Source organism: Pseudomonas sp. 10B238 (assembly GCF_000970615.1).
Classification (GTDB): Bacteria; Pseudomonadota; Gammaproteobacteria; order Pseudomonadales; family Pseudomonadaceae; genus Stutzerimonas.
Map to the genome: position 1 here is coordinate 138,404 of NZ_KQ033930.1, position 17,277 is coordinate 155,680.

At 57.6% G+C, this 17,277-nt stretch carries 16 protein-coding genes and 4 tRNA genes; 3 read left to right on the forward strand and 17 right to left on the reverse strand.

Annotated elements, in window-relative coordinates; all coding sequences use genetic code 11:
- Nucleotides 1-158 precede the first annotated feature (158 nt).
- Nucleotides 159-235, reverse strand: a tRNA-Arg gene (locus RT21_RS07370).
- A 502-nt stretch (nt 236-737) separates the two neighbouring features.
- Between RT21_RS07370 and RT21_RS07380 the strand changes: the two genes are divergently transcribed.
- A complete protein-coding gene (locus tag RT21_RS07380) occupies nt 738-920 on the forward strand; it encodes a PA3371 family protein (RefSeq protein ID WP_231107993.1) in 183 nt (60 codons plus the stop codon).
- A gap of 208 nt (nt 921-1,128) precedes the next feature.
- Nucleotides 1,129-1,455, forward strand: coding sequence for an Arc family DNA-binding protein (locus RT21_RS07385; RefSeq protein WP_045425999.1), 327 nt, complete (start codon nt 1,129-1,131; stop codon nt 1,453-1,455).
- Nucleotides 1,456-1,648: 193 nt separating this feature from the next.
- Here RT21_RS07385 and RT21_RS07390 read toward each other — a convergent pair whose 3' ends face one another.
- From RT21_RS07390 to mgtE, 4 genes are all read right to left on the reverse strand, one after another.
- Nucleotides 1,649-2,785 carry a sodium ion-translocating decarboxylase subunit beta gene (locus RT21_RS07390; protein WP_045425996.1) on the reverse strand — a complete coding sequence of 379 codons (1,137 nt, stop codon included), beginning with the start codon at nt 2,783-2,785 and terminating at the stop codon, nt 1,649-1,651.
- Nucleotides 2,786-2,795: 10 nt separating this feature from the next.
- Complete coding sequence (gene oadA, locus RT21_RS07395; RefSeq protein ID WP_046162223.1) at nt 2,796-4,577, reverse strand: sodium-extruding oxaloacetate decarboxylase subunit alpha; 1,782 nt, start codon at nt 4,575-4,577, stop codon at nt 2,796-2,798.
- Nucleotides 4,578-4,599: 22 nt separating this feature from the next.
- On the reverse strand, nt 4,600-4,842 hold the full coding sequence (locus RT21_RS07400) for an OadG family protein (protein ID WP_045425989.1): 243 nt from the start codon (nt 4,840-4,842) through the stop codon (nt 4,600-4,602).
- A gap of 137 nt (nt 4,843-4,979) precedes the next feature.
- The gene (mgtE, locus tag RT21_RS07405) at nt 4,980-6,428 is read right to left on the reverse strand and encodes a magnesium transporter (protein ID WP_045425986.1); all 1,449 of its coding nucleotides are present in this window, start codon (nt 6,426-6,428) and stop codon (nt 4,980-4,982) included.
- Between the two features lie 313 nt (nt 6,429-6,741).
- On the opposite strand from mgtE, the gene RT21_RS07410 reads away from it, so the two are divergent.
- Complete coding sequence (locus RT21_RS07410; RefSeq protein ID WP_046162224.1) at nt 6,742-7,233, forward strand: DUF4124 domain-containing protein; 492 nt, start codon at nt 6,742-6,744, stop codon at nt 7,231-7,233.
- Between the two features lie 49 nt (nt 7,234-7,282).
- On the opposite strand, the gene RT21_RS07415 is transcribed toward RT21_RS07410, so the two are convergent.
- The 12 genes from RT21_RS07415 to rnd form a co-directional block, all read right to left on the reverse strand.
- Nucleotides 7,283-7,359: transfer RNA gene (locus RT21_RS07415), tRNA-Arg, on the reverse strand.
- A gap of 67 nt (nt 7,360-7,426) precedes the next feature.
- Nucleotides 7,427-7,503 (reverse strand) — tRNA-Arg (locus RT21_RS07420).
- Nucleotides 7,504-7,612: 109 nt separating this feature from the next.
- Nucleotides 7,613-7,703 (reverse strand) — tRNA-Ser (locus tag RT21_RS07425).
- 62 nt (nt 7,704-7,765) lie between these two features.
- Nucleotides 7,766-7,951, reverse strand: a complete 186-nt coding sequence (gene csrA / locus RT21_RS07430) for a carbon storage regulator CsrA (RefSeq protein WP_003283978.1) — start codon at nt 7,949-7,951, stop codon at nt 7,766-7,768.
- Nucleotides 7,952-8,131: 180 nt separating this feature from the next.
- A complete protein-coding gene (locus RT21_RS07435; RefSeq protein ID WP_046162225.1) occupies nt 8,132-9,367 on the reverse strand; it encodes an aspartate kinase in 1,236 nt (411 codons plus the stop codon).
- Nucleotides 9,368-9,517: 150 nt separating this feature from the next.
- On the reverse strand, nt 9,518-12,142 hold the full coding sequence (alaS, locus tag RT21_RS07440) for an alanine--tRNA ligase (RefSeq protein WP_046162226.1): 2,625 nt from the start codon (nt 12,140-12,142) through the stop codon (nt 9,518-9,520).
- A 179-nt stretch (nt 12,143-12,321) separates the two neighbouring features.
- Nucleotides 12,322-13,326 carry a low-specificity L-threonine aldolase gene (gene ltaE / locus RT21_RS07445; protein WP_046162227.1) on the reverse strand — a complete coding sequence of 335 codons (1,005 nt, stop codon included), beginning with the start codon at nt 13,324-13,326 and terminating at the stop codon, nt 12,322-12,324.
- Between the two features lie 62 nt (nt 13,327-13,388).
- The gene (locus tag RT21_RS07450) at nt 13,389-14,615 is read right to left on the reverse strand and encodes a hypothetical protein (RefSeq protein ID WP_046162228.1); all 1,227 of its coding nucleotides are present in this window, start codon (nt 14,613-14,615) and stop codon (nt 13,389-13,391) included.
- 52 nt (nt 14,616-14,667) lie between these two features.
- Complete coding sequence (locus RT21_RS07455) at nt 14,668-15,117, reverse strand: YcgN family cysteine cluster protein (protein WP_045425970.1); 450 nt, start codon at nt 15,115-15,117, stop codon at nt 14,668-14,670.
- A gap of 124 nt (nt 15,118-15,241) precedes the next feature.
- Nucleotides 15,242-15,652 (reverse strand): hypothetical protein, encoded by a 411-nt coding sequence (locus tag RT21_RS07460; RefSeq protein ID WP_045425967.1) that lies wholly within the window; start codon nt 15,650-15,652, stop codon nt 15,242-15,244.
- 85 nt (nt 15,653-15,737) lie between these two features.
- A complete protein-coding gene (locus RT21_RS07465; protein ID WP_045425964.1) occupies nt 15,738-16,031 on the reverse strand; it encodes a YcgL domain-containing protein in 294 nt (97 codons plus the stop codon).
- A complete protein-coding gene (gene rnd, locus RT21_RS07470; protein WP_046162229.1) occupies nt 16,028-17,152 on the reverse strand; it encodes a ribonuclease D in 1,125 nt (374 codons plus the stop codon). Before rnd ends, RT21_RS07465 begins: the two co-directional genes overlap by 4 nt.
- Nucleotides 17,153-17,277 lie beyond the last annotated feature (125 nt).

The window sequence follows — 17,277 nt, forward strand, 5'->3', positions numbered from 1 at the left end:
TACGTAGGTCCAGCACTAAGCGCCGGTTGTGAGGATAGGCCGGAACGGAGGGGCCGAAGCCGGCTTCAATCAGCACGGAGATGCGCCATCGAAGCAGACCTAAAGGCAATGACTTGCAGGAGCTGTCCATCTAGGCCAGGGGGATAAATGCTCCTATGTGGCGTCCCAGGCGAGGTTCGAACTCACAACCTTCCCCTTAGGAGGGGGATGCTCTATCCAATTGAGCTACTGGGACACGCGGGCGGCAGCATGTTAGCGACCATTGGCTCGTTTGTCATGCCCGCCCCACTTATAAAGCAGCAACGCCCAATGGCTGACCATGACAGCACACACCACCCATTGCATTTTGCATGAACGAGAAGCGAAAATCTTGCAAAGCGCATTGGCCAAATCTGAAAATAACTGATAAATCATTGATATATAACAGTTATTTACCAACAACCTGTTGGCACGAGAGGTGCTTAATTACCTGACCGTAACGCGAAGGAGACGCCGATGCCACGCCCAGCCTACCTACTCAGCACCGCCCTTTTGGCCGCTGTCGCAATTCCGCTGCTTGAGACCATGCCAACAACGGACCTTATGAAGACAGCATCGACCCCCTCCCAGGTGACCACACCTAGGCTTTCTGTGCCGGCAAGCACCATTAGCAGCAGCGCGCAAAGCAAGCCCGTTCAGGCACAGCGCTGGATTTTCTAAACCAAGATGGCTGCATGCAGGCTTTATCGGAGATGAAAATGTCTATTTACGGATATCTATTCCTTGCGCTTGGCATGCTGTGCGGCGCCCTGAGTATCGGCTCAACCCTTCCTGAGTTCTGGGATACGCTTGTCACAGGCGGCACAGTGCTATTCGCGGTGCTGTTTACGATTACGCTGCTGCTAGGTCGGCGAATCAAATTCGACCCAGTGCTGCGCTAGCGACGCAGACGAGATAAGCGCTGGATCACAATAAAGGCTATTGGCCACCACAGAGCCTTTACTCCTACTTTTGTCGCCGTATAATTGGCGTCATTAAGTTGTCCAGCATCTTTTTCGCAGGTCGTGGAACAGCATGTGCTGTTTGGTGTCAGACCGGTGACTAGAACGGCAATAAGCCACCATCGCCCACCTGACTAACCGGTTTAATATGCGCCCAATGAAGCAGGCAGTTTACTCCAGCCGCACGGCTGACAAATTCGTGGTTCGGCTCCCAGACGGAATGCGAGAGCGCATTGCAGAGGTTGCGCGGAACCACCATCGAAGCATGAACTCCGAGATCATTGCTCGCCTAGAGCAAAGCCTTCTTCAAGAAGGTGCGCTTGATGACGATTCCGCAATGCGCCTGGACAGCCCGGAACTGTCGCTGCATGAGCGCGAACTGCTGCAACGCTTTCGCCAGCTGGCCCACCGCCAGCAAAACGCACTGATCGCCCTTATCGCGCAGGATGCCGAAGCTGCGAAAGAAGAAGATTGAATCCGTTCAGTACTGACGACTAGCGCAAACCGCCCTGACAGCACGACAGGGCAGTTTGCATTTGGTAAGACGCATTGTTAGCCACCTTGGCGATAGGGTGGATTTAATAGCAACATGAAACGAAAATGCCTACGCCTTATCAGCGTAGGCATTTCCTCGTGCCTCTTTCCCACGCCACGCATCAGCAGTGGCGCTAGCCTACAAAGCTAAGCAGAACGCCCGCCGCAACAGCCGAGCCAATCACCCCTGCTACGTTCGGGCCCATGGCATGCATGAGTAGGAAGTTCTGAGGATTCGCCTCAAGCCCGACCTTGTTCGATACTCTCGCCGCCATTGGCACTGCCGAAACGCCGGCCGACCCAATCAGCGGGTTGATCTTGTTCGCGCTGAACATGTTCATGACCTTGGCCATCAGCACGCCCGCCGCCGTACCGCCACAGAAGGCAACCATTCCGAGCAGCAAGATCCCAAGGGTTTTCATCTGCAGGAAGGCTTCGGCGGACAGCTTAGAGCCAACAGTCAGCCCCAACGCGATGGTCACGATGTTTATCAGCGCGTTACGTGAGGTGTCGGCCAGACGATCCACGACCCCGCACTCGCGCAACAGGTTACCAAAGGCGAACATGCCTACTAGCGGCGCAGCATCCGGCAGCAGCAATCCCACCAGCAGCGCAAGCATGAGCGGAAAGACGATCTTTTCTGCCTGACCTACATGGCGCAGCTGCGTCATGACAATGGCGCGTTCTTCCTTGGTCGTCAGCGCTCGCATGATGGGTGGCTGAATCAACGGAACCAGCGCCATGTAAGAGTAGGCCGCGACAGCGATCGGCCCCAGCAGATGCGGCGCGAGCTTTGCCGTAACGAAGATTGAAGTGGGGCCGTCTGCACCGCCAATGATCGCAATCGAAGCAGCCTCACGCAGTGTGAATTCCATCCCCGGAACCCCCATTGCAGCCAGCGACAAGGCACCAAGCAAGGTGGCGAAGATACCGAATTGCGCCGCCGCACCGAGCAGCAGAGTCTTGGGGTTAGCCAGCATTGGACCGAAGTCTGTCATGGCGCCGACGCCCATGAATATCAACAACGGGAACACACTGGTCGGCAGACCCACTTCATAGAACAGGTGGAGGATGCCCGCACCCTCGGCCATGTTGGCAACGGGAATATTGGCAAGCACGCCGCCAAATCCGATTGGGATCAGCAGCAAGGGTTCGAACCCCTTGCGAATCGCCAGATAGATCAGCCCCAGACACACCACGATCATCAGCAGCTGACCGGGCTCTATATGATAAAGACCAGTGCTGTGCCACAGCTTGAGCAACTTATCCATGCAGCGCTCCTTAAGCGATGGTCAGCAGGCTATCGCCCACCGACACCGCGTCGCCGACCTTGACGTTCACACCTGAAACGGTGCCGGCTTTGAACGCACGGATTTCAGTTTCCATCTTCATGGCTTCGAGGATGATCACCAGATCTCCTTCCTGAACCAGCTGACCGGGCTGCACGAGAACCTTGAAGATATTGCCAGCTAACGGAGCCGGTTGAGGTTCGCCTGTACCAGACGCCGGCGCGCTAGCGACTGTCGACGGGGCGGCGGAGCCACTGCCAACAGCCTTGATGCCCTCTATGTCGCCGCCTTCATTGACCTGAACGACGAAGGACTTGCCGTTGACTTCGACGGTGTAGACCTCGGGTACGCCCGCCTCCCGTGGCGCTTGCTCCTTGCCGGTCGGCACCGGTTCGAAAGCAGAGGCATTGCATCGGTTTTCAAGGAACTTAAGGCCGATCTGAGGAAACAACGCATAGGTGAGGACGTCATCAATCTCGTTCTCGGCCAGCTTGATGCCTTTTTCCTGCGCCAACCCCTTCAGCTCGGCCGTTAGCTTCTCCATTTCCGGCTGCAGCAGGTCGGCCGGGCGGCAGGTGATGACATCTGCACCGTCGAGGACGCGCTGCTGCAGTTCGACATTGAACGGGGCTGGTGCCGCTCCGTACTCGCCCTTGAGGATGCCTGCGGTTTCCTTGGTAATAGACTTGAAGCGCTCACCGGTGAGCACGTTGATGACGGCCTGGGTACCGACGATTTGCGAGGTCGGCGTTACCAATGGAATGAACCCGAGATCTTCACGCACGCGAGGAATCTCGGCGAGCACCTCATCGAACTTGTCGAGTGCGCCCTGCTCCTTCAATTGGCCTTCCATATTGGTCAGCATGCCACCCGGCACTTGAGCCACAAGGATGCGCGAGTCAACACCCTTGAGCGAGCCTTCGAACTTTGCGTACTTCTTGCGCACCTCGCGGAAGTACGCAGCGATCTCTTCCAGCAGCAGCAGATCGAGCCCGGTATCACGCTCGGTGCCCTGGAAAATCGCCACCACCGACTCGGTTGGCGAATGCCCATAGGTCATTGAGAGGGAGGAAATGGCTGTATCGACATTATCGATGCCCGCCTCGACCGCTTTGAGAATGGAAGCTGTGGAAAGGCCCGCCGTGGCGTGACACTGCATATGGATCGGAATTGACAGGCTTGCCTTCAAGCGCGAGACCAGCTCATAGGCCATATACGGCGTGAGAATGCCGGCCATGTCCTTGATCGCTACCGAGTCGGCACCCATGTCCTCGATCTGCTTGGCCAGGTCGACCCACATCTCCAGGGTGTGCACCGGGCTGGTGGTGTAGGAAATGGTACCTTGCGCATGCTTGCCCTGCAGCTTGACCGCGCGCAGAGCGGTTTCCAGGTTGCGTGGATCGTTCATCGCATCGAACACACGGAACACATCGACGCCGTTAGCCGCAGCACGCTCGACAAACTTTTCAACCACATCATCGGCGTAATGCCGATAGCCCAGCAGGTTCTGGCCACGCAGCAGCATTTGCTGCCGAGTGTTGGGCATCGCCTTCTTCAGTTCGCGGATGCGCTCCCAGGGATCTTCGCCCAGATAACGAATGCAAGAATCAAAGGTTGCCCCGCCCCAGGACTCGACCGACCAGAAGCCAACCTGATCGAGCTTGCCGGCAATCGGTAGCATGTCTTCAAGGCGAACGCGGGTAGCCAGAATGGATTGATGCGCATCACGAAGCACCACATCGGTAATGCCGAGCGGCTGTTTGACAGATGTCATGAAGGGAACTCCCTGTTCTGAATCAACCACGACGAGCGCGGTGCTGATGGATAGCGGTCTGGATTGCCGTAATGAGATCGGCATCCACTTCAGCCACAGCGGGTTCGCTGGAAGCCAACTGAGCGGTGGGCGCACTGTCGAAGCGACCGATCACAAAAGACATCAGGCGAATGCAAGCAATCAACAACACGAGGAAGACAAAAACGGAACCTAAGCCGAACAGCATAAGTTCGACGCCTTCTAGGAGGAGTTCGCTGGGGGTCATCGGGATTCCCTTTCTATCAGCAGCTCAAGCCGCCTGTTATTCGCTTCGAGTTAGGGCGTTCGCTAGCGCGAAACCTCAGAACAGTAGCCCGAACAACAGGCGCAAGGCAAACGCCAAGTCGACGCAGGCGGAACGAGTCAGAGGAGAAAAATTGTTGCGAGCCCGAGAAAAATAAAGAAACCGCCACTGTCGGTAACGGCAGTGATCATGACACTGGCACCCAGCGCCGGGTCTCGCCCCATTCGCGCCAAAGTCACCGGAATCAGCACGCCCATCAAGGCCGCCAGCAAAAGATTGAGCGTCATCGCCGCAGTCATCACCACACCCAACGACCAGCTGCCGTAAAGCCAGTAGACCACGACACCGATAACCCCACCCCATATCAAGCCATTCAGCATCCCAACACCGGCCTCCTTGCGCAGCAAGCGAGCACTGTTGCCTGTACCCATCTGGTCCAGGGCCATTGCTCGGACAATCATGGTGATGGTCTGATTGCCCGAATTACCGCCAATGCCAGCGACTATCGGCATCAGCGCAGCCAATGCAACTAGCTTCTCGATCGAGCCATCGAATAGGCCGATCACACGCGAGGCAACAAAGGCAGTGATGAGATTGACTGCAAGCCAGGCCCAACGGTTACGCAGCGATTTCCAGACCGAGGCGAAGATGTCTTCTTCTTCGCGCAGACCCGCCATGTTGAGCACTTCGCTTTCGCTCTCCTCACGGATCAGGTCAACCATCTCGTCGATGGTCAAGCGCCCGATAAGCTTGCCGCTTTTGTCTACTACCGGTGTGGAAACCAGGTCGTAGCGCTCGAATGCCTGGGCCGCCTCATACGCATCCTCATCCGGATGGAATGTCACTGGATCACTGGCCATCACCTCGGCCACATGCCGCTCCGGATCATTAACCAGCAATCGCTTGATGGGTAGAACGCCCTTGAGCACGCCGTCGTAATCGACTACGAATAACTTGTCAGTATGACCGGGCAGCTCCTTCAGCCGTCGCAGGTAGCGCAGCACCACTTCAAGGCTTACGTCCTCGCGGATCGTGACCATCTCGAAGTCCATCAGAGCGCCAACCTGATCTTCCTCGTAAGACAAGGCCGAGCGGACACGCTCACGCTGTTGCGCATCCAGCGTTTCCATTAGCTCGTGAACGACGTCTCGCGGCAACTCGGCCGCCAGGTCCGCCAGTTCGTCGGCGTCCATTTCCTTGGCAGCAGCGAGGAGCTCGTGATCGTCCATGTCGGCGATCAGCGTCTCGCGGACCGCGTCGGAAACCTCGAGCAAGATATCGCCATCGCGATCGGACTTGACCAGCTGCCAGACCGTCAGGCGGTCATCAAGGGGCAAAGCTTCGAGGATATGCGCGATGTCAGCGGGGTGAAGCGCCTCCAGCTTGCGCTGCAGTTCGACGAGGTTCTGGCGATGCACCAGGTTTTCGACAAGATCCTGATGCTGCCCTTCCTGACTCTGACGATGCGCAAGATCCTCGACGATCCTGTGCCGGTGGAGCAACTCGACGACCTGCGCCAGACGATCCTGGAGACTTTCCTGCGGCTTTTTTGCTTCAACTTCAGTCATGGCGCACTCCACCCCCAGCGGTTGGAGCGCGCCAGGGGATCAATCATTCAAAACGTGATTGGCAAGCGAGGGTTTTATACGACTACTGGGCAAATCCATGAGGCGGATCCAGAAGCCCAAACGGGCGGACTGCGCAATAATACCACCGCAACTGCGATGCACGACCGCGAAATACAGGCAATACAATCGCTTGCGCGTCGCCACCGAAGGATCGCGCTATCAATGTGGACGCATTCACGTTGCGGAAAGGCACCGCTGCGAGCCAAGCGGTATTTGGCTAGGCTGGTTCGACCCATCGTCAAGGAGGACGACTATGAACAAACTGATCGCAGTAAGCTGCTGTGCCCTTCTCCTCTCCACCGCCCCAACGTTTGCTGCAAGCATCTATCGCTGCAGTGATGCCGCAGGGAACCTCACGTTTACTCGACAGGGATGCCCGATCGATCAGACCGCTCAGATTCAGGAGGCAGCGAATCCCACACCCAGTTCCGGCAAAGCCGTACCTCTGGCCAAATCTAAAGGACGACGTAAGACGTCAAAGAAAGAGTCGGCGCGAAGCCTTACCGTTGTAGGCGCACAGGATGATGGATGCGGAAACCGCATAACCGGGAGCGCAAGGCGAGATGCGCTGATCAAAAAGCAGATTCATCCCGGCATGACCCGCACCGATATCGAGAGCACCTTCGGCACACCCGACACAGTGGCCACTCGCAATGGCCAGATGCAGTACCGCTACAGCAACGATAAGGGCAGGACACGCACCGTCACCTTCGATGAAAACGGCTGCGTTCGAGGGAAACGCTAACTCCACATACGAAAAAAGGGTCTGCATCGCTGCAGACCCTTTTCCGATTTGGTGCACTCAGGAGGATTCGAACCTCCGACCGCTCGGTTCGTAGCCGAGTACTCTATCCAGCTGAGCTATGAGTGCAAAGGCGATTGATAAACCAGGTCACCGCTGGCTACAACACGAACCACATTTCTGAGATCCGAAAATATGGTGCACTCAGGAGGATTCGAACCTCCGACCGCTCGGTTCGTAGCCGAGTACTCTATCCAGCTGAGCTATGAGTGCACTAAGGGTGCGCATTATAAGTTTGTGAATTCGGTGGTCAAGCTTTTTGGTTCAATGTTTTTTATCAAACCGAACCGCTAAAACCGACCCACAAACCAATCATGCAAAATGGCGGAGAGGGGGGGATTCGAACCCCCGACACCCTTTTGAGATGTACTCCCTTAGCAGGGGAGCGCCTTCGGCCACTCGGCCACCTCTCCGCAACACGGGGCGCATGATACCCATCTTCGCCCCGCTTGCAAAGCCAAAAATCACATAAATATTAATGGCTTGGTTCTTGATCTTTTTCTTTCTGGATCCGTTGATAAATCTCCTCGCGATGCACCGCTACCTCTTTGGGTGCATTCACTCCTATACGCACTTGATTTCCTTTGACACCCAGTACAGTGACAGTCACATCGTCACCCACCATCAGGGTCTCTCCGACCCGGCGAGTCAGAATCAGCATTCCTTTCTCCTTAAAACGGATTCAATTCAGTAAACAGTCTGCAAAGATAAAGACGGATAATGTTCCGTGAAACATCGACCTAGAGCCTTTCACCAGCTATTGACCAGTAACAACGACTCTAAAGTTCCTTTGCCCCCGGCGAAAACGACGGAAGGCTCGAATCAGTTCGCAGTCAGCGCGTCATTCCCCCTTGCTAGCGGGAGCATCCAGCTCGAATGCGGTGTGCAATGCCCGTACCGCCAATTCCAGGTATTTTTCCTCAATCACTACCGAGACCTTGATTTCAGAGGTAGAGATCATCTGTATGTTGATGTTCTCCTTCGCCAGTGCCTCAAACATCCGACTCGCGACGCCCGCATGAGAACGCATACCTACGCCGACAATCGATACCTTGGCGATGTCGATATCACCAATGACTTCGCGGGCGCCCATGTCACGGGCGATACCTTCCAGCACTTGCAGCGCGTTATGGTAATCGTTCCGGTGGACAGTGAAGGTGAAATCCGTAGTGTTATCGTGCGCGACGTTCTGCACGATCATGTCCACCTCGACGTTGGCCGCACTGACCGGGCCAAGGATCTTGAAGGCCACCCCGGGGGTATCCGGCACACCACGAATGGTCAGCTTGGCTTCATCACGATTGAAAGCGATGCCGGAAATGATGGGCTGTTCCATGGATTCCTCTTCATCAAGGGTAATGAGGGTTCCTGGACCCTCTTGAAAACTATGCAACACGCGCAACGGAACGCTGTATTTACCTGCGAATTCCACGGCGCGAATCTGTAACACTTTCGACCCGAGACTTGCCATCTCAAGCATTTCTTCAAAGGTAATCTTGTCCAGGCGCTGCGCCTTGGCAACGACGCGAGGATCGGTCGTGTAAACCCCATCGACATCGGTATAGATCTGGCACTCGTCTGCCTTCAACGCTGCAGCGAGAGCCACACCGGTAGTGTCTGAACCGCCACGGCCAAGCGTGGTGATATTGCCGGCTTCATCCACGCCCTGGAATCCGGCCACAACAACGACTCGCCCGGCCTTGAGCTCCTTCTGAATCTGCTGCGAATCAATCTGCAGGATGCGCGCTTTGGTATGGGCACTGTCGGTCAGGATGCGGACTTGGGCACCCGTATAGGACACCGCTGGAACGCCAATCTTCATCAGCGCCATCGCGAGCAGAGCGATAGTGACCTGCTCGCCCGTCGACACCATCACGTCCAACTCGCGGGCGACCGGCTGTTCGGTGATCTGTTTGGCAAGATCGATCAGCCGGTTGGTTTCACCGCTCATGGCCGAGACCACCACGACAATGTCGTCTCCGTTATCACGGAATTTTTTGACCTTCGCCGCCACTTGCTCGATGCGCTCGACGGAGCCCACCGAGGTACCTCCAAACTTCTGTACGATCAAAGCCATCTCATCGCCGCCTAAGCCCGTCAAGGGCGCTTATTAAACAATCAACCCAGCACCGCAAAGTGCCTACGGACAGCGACCGGACCAGCCGCTGACCGAGGTGGTCACCAGACAAACAGCCCATCGCGACCAACCCAACCTGACACGCTCCTGCTACACGCCCTGCTCGACGAACGCCGCGGCAATGGCTAATGCTTCGTCGAGGCGATTCGCGTCGCTCCCACCGCCTTGCGCCATATCCGGGCGACCACCACCTTTGCCACCAACAACCGCAGCAGCCTGTCTCATCAGATCGCCGGCCTTCAGACGGCCGGTGAGATCCTGCGTGACGCCAGCGACCAGTACGACTTTTTCATCCTGCACGCCACCGAGCAGAATGACGCCGCTGCCAAGCTTGTTCTTCAGTTGATCGACCAATGCCAGAAGCGCCTTGCCATCCAGGCCATCCACGCGCGCGGCCAGGATTTTGACGCCCTTCACCTCGACAGCGGAACTGGCTAGGTCATTGCCGGTGGCACTGGCCGCTTTGGCCTTGAGCTGCTCGAGTTCCTTTTCCAACTGCCGATTGCGCTCGAGGACGGCGCCCAGCTTGTCCAGCACATTGTCACGAGTGCCTTTGACCAGCGATGCTGCTTCTTTCAGCTGCTCTTCCGCAGTGTTCAGATAGGCCAGCGCCTGCTCACCAGTAACTGCCTCGATACGTCGCACACCCGCAGCCACACCACCTTCGCTGATGATCTTGAACAGACCGATGTCTCCAGTACGCTTGACGTGAGTTCCGCCGCACAGCTCGACTGAGAAGCCGCCCCCCATGGTCAATACGCGCACCTGGTTCCCATACTTTTCGCCAAACAGGGCCATAGCGCCTTTGCTCTTAGCAGTTTCGATGTCGGTTTCCTCGATCTCTACTGCCGTGTTGCCGCGAATTTCGGCATTGACCTTTTCTTCCAGGGCCTTCAACTGTTCAGGCTTAATCGCCTCGAAATGGCTGAAGTCGAAGCGTAGCCGCTGACTGTCGACCAATGACCCTTTCTGACCGACATGCTCACCGAGAATCTGGCGCAGTGCCGCGTGCAGAAGATGAGTCGCAGAGTGGTTCAGTGCAGTGGACTGACGTACTGATGCGTCGACCGTAGCCTCGACGGTCGCGCCGACCTGCAGGCTGCCGCTGTCCAGAATGCCGTGGTGCAGGAACGCACCGCCGGCCTTGCTGGTGTCACGCACATCGAAGCGCAGACCGTCCGCCGAGAGGTATCCGCAATCGCCCACCTGCCCACCTGACTCGGCGTAGAACGGCGTCTGGTCGAGCACGACCACGCCCTCCTCGCCCGCCGACAGGCTCTGCACCGCCATGCCTTCTTTGAACAGCGCCAGCACCTTACCGCTGCCGGATGTGCCGAGGTAACCCGTGAAACGCGTTTCGCCCTCGACCTTGACCAAGCTGTTGTAGTCCAGGCCAAAGGCACTGGCCGAACGCGCCCGCTCACGCTGCGCCTGCATCTCGCGTTCGAACCCTTCTTCGTCTAGCGTCAGTTCACGCTCACGGGCGATGTCGCCAGTCAGGTCCATCGGAAAACCGTAGGTGTCATACAGCTTGAATATCACTTCGCCAGGAATCACGCTTCCCTGAAGATCAGCCAGATCCTGCTCGAGGATCCTGAGACCTTGCTCCAGCGTCTTGGCGAACTGCTCCTCTTCGGTTTTCAGCACGCGCTCAATGTGCGCCTGCTGGGTTTTCAGCTCGGAGAAAGCGTCACCCATCTCAGCCACCAGCGCGGCGACGATCTTGTGAAAGAAGCTGCCCTTGGCGCCGAGTTTGTTGCCATGGCGGCAGGCGCGACGAACGATGCGGCGAAGCACATAACCGCGTCCTTCATTGGATGGCGTCACGCCGTCGGCAATCAGGAAGCCACAAGAGCGGATGTGGTCAGCAACCACCTTGAGCGAAGCCTGACCCTCATTACCGCAACCGATGGCCTGAGCGGCGGCATTCAGCAAGCTCTGGAAGAGGTCGATCTCGTAGTTCGAGTTGACGTGTTGCAGCACCGCACTGATGCGCTCCAGGCCCATACCGGTGTCGACACTCGGCGCCGGCAGCGGATGCATCACGCCATCTGCGGTGCGATTGAATTGCATGAAGACGTTATTCCAGATCTCGATGTAACGATCGCCATCTTCTTCTGGCGAACCCGGCGGGCCACCCCAGATATGTTCGCCATGGTCGAAGAAAATTTCGGTGCAGGGACCGCAGGGCCCGGTGTCACCCATTGCCCAGAAGTTGTCAGACGCGTACGGCGCCCCCTTGTTATCACCGATGCGAACCATGCGCTCGGCCGGCACGCCCACCTCTTTTGTCCAGATGTCATAGGCTTCGTCATCGCTGGCGTAGACGGTGACCCAGAGCTTTTCTTTCGGCAGGCTCAGCCATTTATCGGACGTCAAAAACTCCCAGGCGAAGGTGATCGCGTCGCGCTTGAAATAGTCGCCAAAACTGAAGTTGCCGAGCATCTCGAAGAAGGTGTGATGGCGTGCGGTATAGCCGACGTTCTCCAGGTCGTTGTGCTTGCCGCCGGCGCGTACGCATTTCTGGCTGGTGGTGGCGCGGGTATAGGCGCGCTTTTCCAGCCCGAGGAAGCAGTCTTTAAACTGATTCATGCCGGCGTTGGTAAACAGCAGTGTCGGATCGTTCGCGGGAATCAGCGAACTGGAGGCCACGCGAGTGTGGCCCTTCTCTTCGAAGAAGCGGAGGAAGGCTTCACGGATTTCTGCGCTTTTCATAGATCTCTTCCAGAGGACTGCGGCCGAACGGCTGCAAAACGACGCGGCGAGGCGGCACCGGGAGCCGGTTCACAGCTACCCAAACGGATAGCCGGCAAAGGGCCGCATTATATCGGCCCTGTGCCGCACGCATAGAGGATAAATAAGATTGAATCAAGCTATTCGACAGCGATTCGAACCTATGCTTTGAGGAATGCTGCAAAGCTCTCGAGAATCGGATCGACATGCTCTGGCAGCACGTCCAAATGCGTCACCAACCGCAGCCGAGGCGCAGCAGTGATGACGATGCCGCGCTCGGCACAGAACGCTTTCAGCGACGTTGCGCGGTCACCCATATCAACGTAGACCATATTGGTCTGGACTGGCTCGACGCGATAGCCCAGCGCTTGCAGCCCCTCGGCGATGTCGTTGGCGCGCTGGTGGTCTTCTGCCAAACGTTGGACCTGATGATCCAAAGCGTAGAGGCCTGCCGCGGCCAGCACTCCGGCCTGGCGCATGCCCCCGCCGACCATCTTGCGCAATCGCCGTGCCTTGGCAACAAAGGACTCATCACCACAGAGCACCGAACCGACAGGCGCCCCCAGGCCTTTTGACAGACACACCGACACCGAATCGAAGTGGCGCCCTATCTCACCAGCCGTGCAACCCAGCTTGACCACCGCGTTGAACAAGCGAGCCCCGTCTAGATGAAGCGCAAGCCCACGTTCATGCGTGAACGCTCTTGCCTCAGCCAGGTAGGCGAGCGGCAGGACCTTGCCGTGCATCGTGTTTTCAAGCGCCAGCAAACGCGTACGGGCGAAATGAAAGTCGTCCGGCTTGATCGCCGCCGCGACGCGCGCCAGATCCAACGAGCCATCCGGCTCCATCTCGATCGGCTGCGGCTGGATCGAGCCAAGCACTGCAGCACCGCCGGCTTCGTACTTGTAGGCGTGCGCCAACTGCCCAGCGATGTACTCATCGCCCCGCTCACAATGCGCCATCAGCGCCAACAAATTGCTCATGGTTCCGCTGGGCAAAAACAATCCAGCCTGTAAACCCAGCTGCGCCGCCAACGTCTGTTCCAGCTGGCGGACCGTCGGATCCTCGCCATACACATCATCGCCAGTGGTTGCATCCAGCATGGCGTCGCGCATGCCCAAGGTCGGCTGGGTGACCGTATCGCTCCTGAGATCAATCAGACTCATCACAAGGTCCTTTGGTCGAATGGATTCATCACCACAGGCACCGCCTACGCACCACGCCGACCCTAGCGCAACAACCGGCTATCAAGAACCTTCGATCCGCCACCCAGCATGGTTTCAGTGATGTTGATGAAGTCGTCGGTGGTTACCCGATCCAGTCGCATCAAACCCCGCGCAACATCATCAAGCGAGTGGCGTCCTTTGCTGCGCTGGCGGATCTCCCGATCAAGTTCCTGCAGCAGAAGCACGGCTCTGGCTGTGACCGGACCACTGGATCGCTCGGTTCGCAGGCTATCGACCTTGCGGCTCCATTCAGTCAGATGCTCTCGAACCGCCTGGTAGCGATCTTCGCTCATGCCGCCGGCGCGGCGCATCAGCTCGATCGCGTAGTACTCGGCCAGCCCCTCGCTTATCCAGTCGCTGCGATCAGCATCCGAGATTCGACTGAACACATGAACCAGCTCATGCACCAGCGAACTGGTCCCGTTCTCGCTGACCAGTGGACGGTCAGCGTGCATGAATAGCGAATTGGGGCCAGACAAACCGCCTCTCCACATCGGGTCGCCGGCCCCCACAACCAGCAGCTTCTCAGGATCCCGGGGGAACACGTTCTGCATTTCGGGCCAGACGAAGGTCAGCAGCGTAAGGATATCCATCCTGCGCATCCCTTCGCCCACCGGGGCAGAAACCGCCACGTCGGTTTCACCGAGTCGGGCCCGGCGACTGCCGAGCTTGCCGGCGAGGATCCACCCGGTCGGGCGATCGAACAGGCGCTCAGGATTGTCGATGCGAAAGCGATTCTTCCCGATACGTGGCCAACCGGTCTCGACGCTCTTCCAGCCGCTGGGTAGTTCGAACCGCAGCCGAGAAACCAGTCTGACTCCGTCCTGCTGATCAAGGCGACCGGCGGGCACCAGATCGTCTCCGCGCAGCAACGTCCAGTCATCCGTCATCCGCGCATCGAAGCGGCCACTTTTGCGCTGATGACTGACCTTAACCTGATAACTCAAATGTGCTTTGCCAGGCCCTGGCCGCCAGACTCCGCGCCCACCATCTTCCTCCCAGCTGCTTTCGCTGTTTGTCTGGAAATCGCCATAGGCCTGTTCCTTGCCAAGATTCAGATCTAGAAATTTAACCGCGCCGCCGTCTTCGAGGGCGAGCTCCACTTCCGCAATACCCTGCTCGGGAACGAACTTGACGGTGTAGTCCAGGTCGACCCGCTTGGCCGCCTGAAGTGGCGCAACGAATGAAAGCAACAGAACGGCAAGCAGCGGTAACTGACGGCGGGACATCGAGCGGCTCCAGATTGGGTTCAGTGCTATGACGACGCGGACTGAGGTAGATTCAACCGGCCCGGAATATCAGATGATCTTCCCAGTCCTCATCAGCCACAGAGCCCTCGGTAATCATGCGGCCCGATTGAGAAATCCGCTCGGCATGCACGGCATCTGGATCGCCACACACCAGATGATGCCAAAGCGGTAGATCCTTACCTTCGGCTACGAGGCGGTAGCCACAGGTAGGCGGCAGCCATTTGAATTGCGCAGCGTCCACCGCTGTCAGTTGGACGCAGTCAGGGACACTGGCGCGGCGGTTGGGATAGTCGGTGCAACGGCAGCTTTTCAGATCGAGCAGTTTGCAGGCGATACGGGTGTAGTAAACGCTTCCATCCTCTTCATCCTCAAGCTTTTGCAGACAGCAAAGACCACAGCCATCGCAAAGCGACTCCCACTCGGCTGAGTCCAGCTCGGCCAGAGTCTTGCGCATCCAGAAGGGTTCGACTTTTGCTGCCATGAATAGCCATCTCGGAAACTTGCGAGTCTAGCCGGCAGCAGACGGCCGGCCAATAGCAAAGGGCCTGCCGGTAGACCAACGACATGCAAGGCCGCCTTTGACTCCTAAGACGGCCCTCGCACCGTCAGCTTTTGTCCAGCAAATCCCGGTGACTCCGCATTTGCTCGAGCATCCGCTCCATCTGCTGGATGCGCAGGTCCAGCATTTCTTTGGAAGGCTGCATGCCCATCATACGGCCTCCGCTCATCCCGCCCTGCATGGCCTTACCACCAGACTTGCCCATGCCGGCACCCGCCCCACCCATCGGGCAGCCATCCATCATGCCGAACCCAGACTGCATGCTCTGCCAGTGCTGATCGCGAAGCTTTTGCTTCTCATCAGGTGTCTTTGCATTCTCCCAAGCCTGACGGTACTCCTGCATCTTCTGCCAGTGTTGCTGCCAAGCTTGCTCATCATAGTCCGGCGCAGGCTGAGCCTGAGCTGTCATTACCAGACCAGTCAGAACAGGAACAATAATCCAAGAGCGAATGTTCATGAGCCATCTCCGTTTTGTTGATGTCATCTGAGCATAGGCCCGCCCCTGCTATTGTTTCTTGTCGCTCGTCAGTAACGCGTACGGTTTACATCGGGTCGTTTCTGCGCAAAAGCTCTTCAGGCAGGTGCTCGATATAGTCATCCTCTGGCGGTGGCATTTGCAGGTGATAACCCTGTTTCTCGAGGTTATCGAGCACCGTCGCGATGTCCTCCTGCGCCAGCTTGCGTTCAGGCGTAAGGACGATATCGAAGGCAAGCTGCGGCGGACCGAAAGCGGCAAGCAAAGCTTCCGGCACCCGGGCGAGCGCTTCGCTGCGCTCGACGTACAGGTACATTCCTTTCTTACGCGGGCTTCTATAGATGGAGCAGATGCGTTTCATGATTTCTCTTCCAGCACGTCAAGAAGGGCTTGCCCCATTCGTTCGCGGCGCCAACCGCGCAGCGACTCAGGCAACTGATAAGGACCGTCGGGATATCCGGATTTCAACAAGGCTTCCAGCACCTTCTTGCGCAGCATCAATTCCGGCGCGATGTTCATGGCTTGGGCTTCGCGCTGACCGACAGTACGCAATTTTTTCAGCAGCGCCGACGCGTCGAGTGGCAATGGCTCCGGTAAAGATTCAGGCCAGTCCTGCTCGGGCGTCGCAGCGGCAGTACGGATCAGCTCGAGTAACGTCTCGCCATCCTGGCGTACCGTTCGCGGGTGCATGTCATCGATACGCGCCAGGCTTACCAGATCGGTTGGCTGGGTGCGGGCCAGTGGCCACAAGCTGTGTTCACGCAATACGCGATTACGGGGTTGGTTACGTGCACGCGCCTGCCGCTCACGCCACCCCGTCAGGACTCGCAACACCGCCAGCTGACGCGGCTTCAATCGCCAGGCCTGCTTGACGTCACGATAGGCTTCATCCGGATCGGTCTCGCGCTGGAGATTGGCGACCAACTCGGCGCCGTCTTCTATGACCCAGGCGCGCTTCTCGTCGGACAGCTTCGGCAGCAGGGCCTCGTACAGCTCAGCCAGATGCTGGGCGTCTTCGGCTGCATAGCGCACCTGCATCTCGCTCAAGGGCCGCTGAAGCCAATCGGAGCGCGTCTCACCTTTGGGCAGCTCAATGTTCAGCACGCTCTGCACCAACCGCGAGTAGCCCATGGAAAAGCCGATATTCAGATAGCCAGCAGCCAGCTGCGTATCGAACAACGGCACCGGAAGGCTACCGGTCAACCGCCAGAGCACTTCCAGATCTTCACTGCACGCATGCAAGACTTTCACGACCGCCGGATCCGTCAGCAGACCGGCAAAAGCAGCCCAATCGGTAATCAGCAATGGATCGATCAGATAGGCACAACGTCCATCACCCACCTGCAGCAGCGCGGCGATCGGGTAGAAGGTATCGACCCGCATAAACTCCGTATCCACTGCTATATAAGGCAGCTGGCGCCATTCGGCACACAGGCGGGTCAGTTGCGCATCATCCAGCACCCATTGAGTTTCGATGGCCACTAGGCCCTCCTTGTTGTCCGATGTTACGACCGACGAGCGGGCGAAAAGGCACGCAGTATATATCGCGCCCCCCAACTCCAGCGCTTTGATCGCCGTGTCCGCCTGCGTGATAACGTTTCCCCCGA

Excerpts from the sequence above, each read along its gene's own strand:
- RT21_RS07380 (WP_231107993.1), top strand. The coding sequence starts at position 738 with ATGTCTATTTACGGATATCTATTCCTTGCGCTTGGCATGCTGTGCGGC.
- RT21_RS07450 (WP_046162228.1), bottom strand. The coding sequence starts at position 14,615 with ATGTCCCGCCGTCAGTTACCGCTGCTTGCCGTTCTGTTGCTTTCATTC.
- mgtE (WP_045425986.1), bottom strand. The coding sequence starts at position 6,428 with ATGACTGAAGTTGAAGCAAAAAAGCCGCAGGAAAGTCTCCAGGATCGT.
- RT21_RS07465 (WP_045425964.1), bottom strand. The coding sequence starts at position 16,031 with ATGAAACGCATCTGCTCCATCTATAGAAGCCCGCGTAAGAAAGGAATG.
- RT21_RS07460 (WP_045425967.1), bottom strand. The coding sequence starts at position 15,652 with ATGAACATTCGCTCTTGGATTATTGTTCCTGTTCTGACTGGTCTGGTA.
- RT21_RS07390 (WP_045425996.1), bottom strand. The coding sequence starts at position 2,785 with ATGGATAAGTTGCTCAAGCTGTGGCACAGCACTGGTCTTTATCATATA.
- RT21_RS07410 (WP_046162224.1), top strand. The coding sequence starts at position 6,742 with ATGAACAAACTGATCGCAGTAAGCTGCTGTGCCCTTCTCCTCTCCACC.
- csrA (WP_003283978.1), bottom strand. The coding sequence starts at position 7,951 with ATGCTGATTCTGACTCGCCGGGTCGGAGAGACCCTGATGGTGGGTGAC.
- RT21_RS07435 (WP_046162225.1), bottom strand. The coding sequence starts at position 9,367 with ATGGCTTTGATCGTACAGAAGTTTGGAGGTACCTCGGTGGGCTCCGTC.
- alaS (WP_046162226.1), bottom strand. The coding sequence starts at position 12,142 with ATGAAAAGCGCAGAAATCCGTGAAGCCTTCCTCCGCTTCTTCGAAGAG.
- ltaE (WP_046162227.1), bottom strand. The coding sequence starts at position 13,326 with ATGAGTCTGATTGATCTCAGGAGCGATACGGTCACCCAGCCGACCTTG.
- RT21_RS07385 (WP_045425999.1), top strand. The coding sequence starts at position 1,129 with ATGCGCCCAATGAAGCAGGCAGTTTACTCCAGCCGCACGGCTGACAAA.
- RT21_RS07400 (WP_045425989.1), bottom strand. The coding sequence starts at position 4,842 with ATGACCCCCAGCGAACTCCTCCTAGAAGGCGTCGAACTTATGCTGTTC.
- oadA (WP_046162223.1), bottom strand. The coding sequence starts at position 4,577 with ATGACATCTGTCAAACAGCCGCTCGGCATTACCGATGTGGTGCTTCGT.
- RT21_RS07455 (WP_045425970.1), bottom strand. The coding sequence starts at position 15,117 with ATGGCAGCAAAAGTCGAACCCTTCTGGATGCGCAAGACTCTGGCCGAG.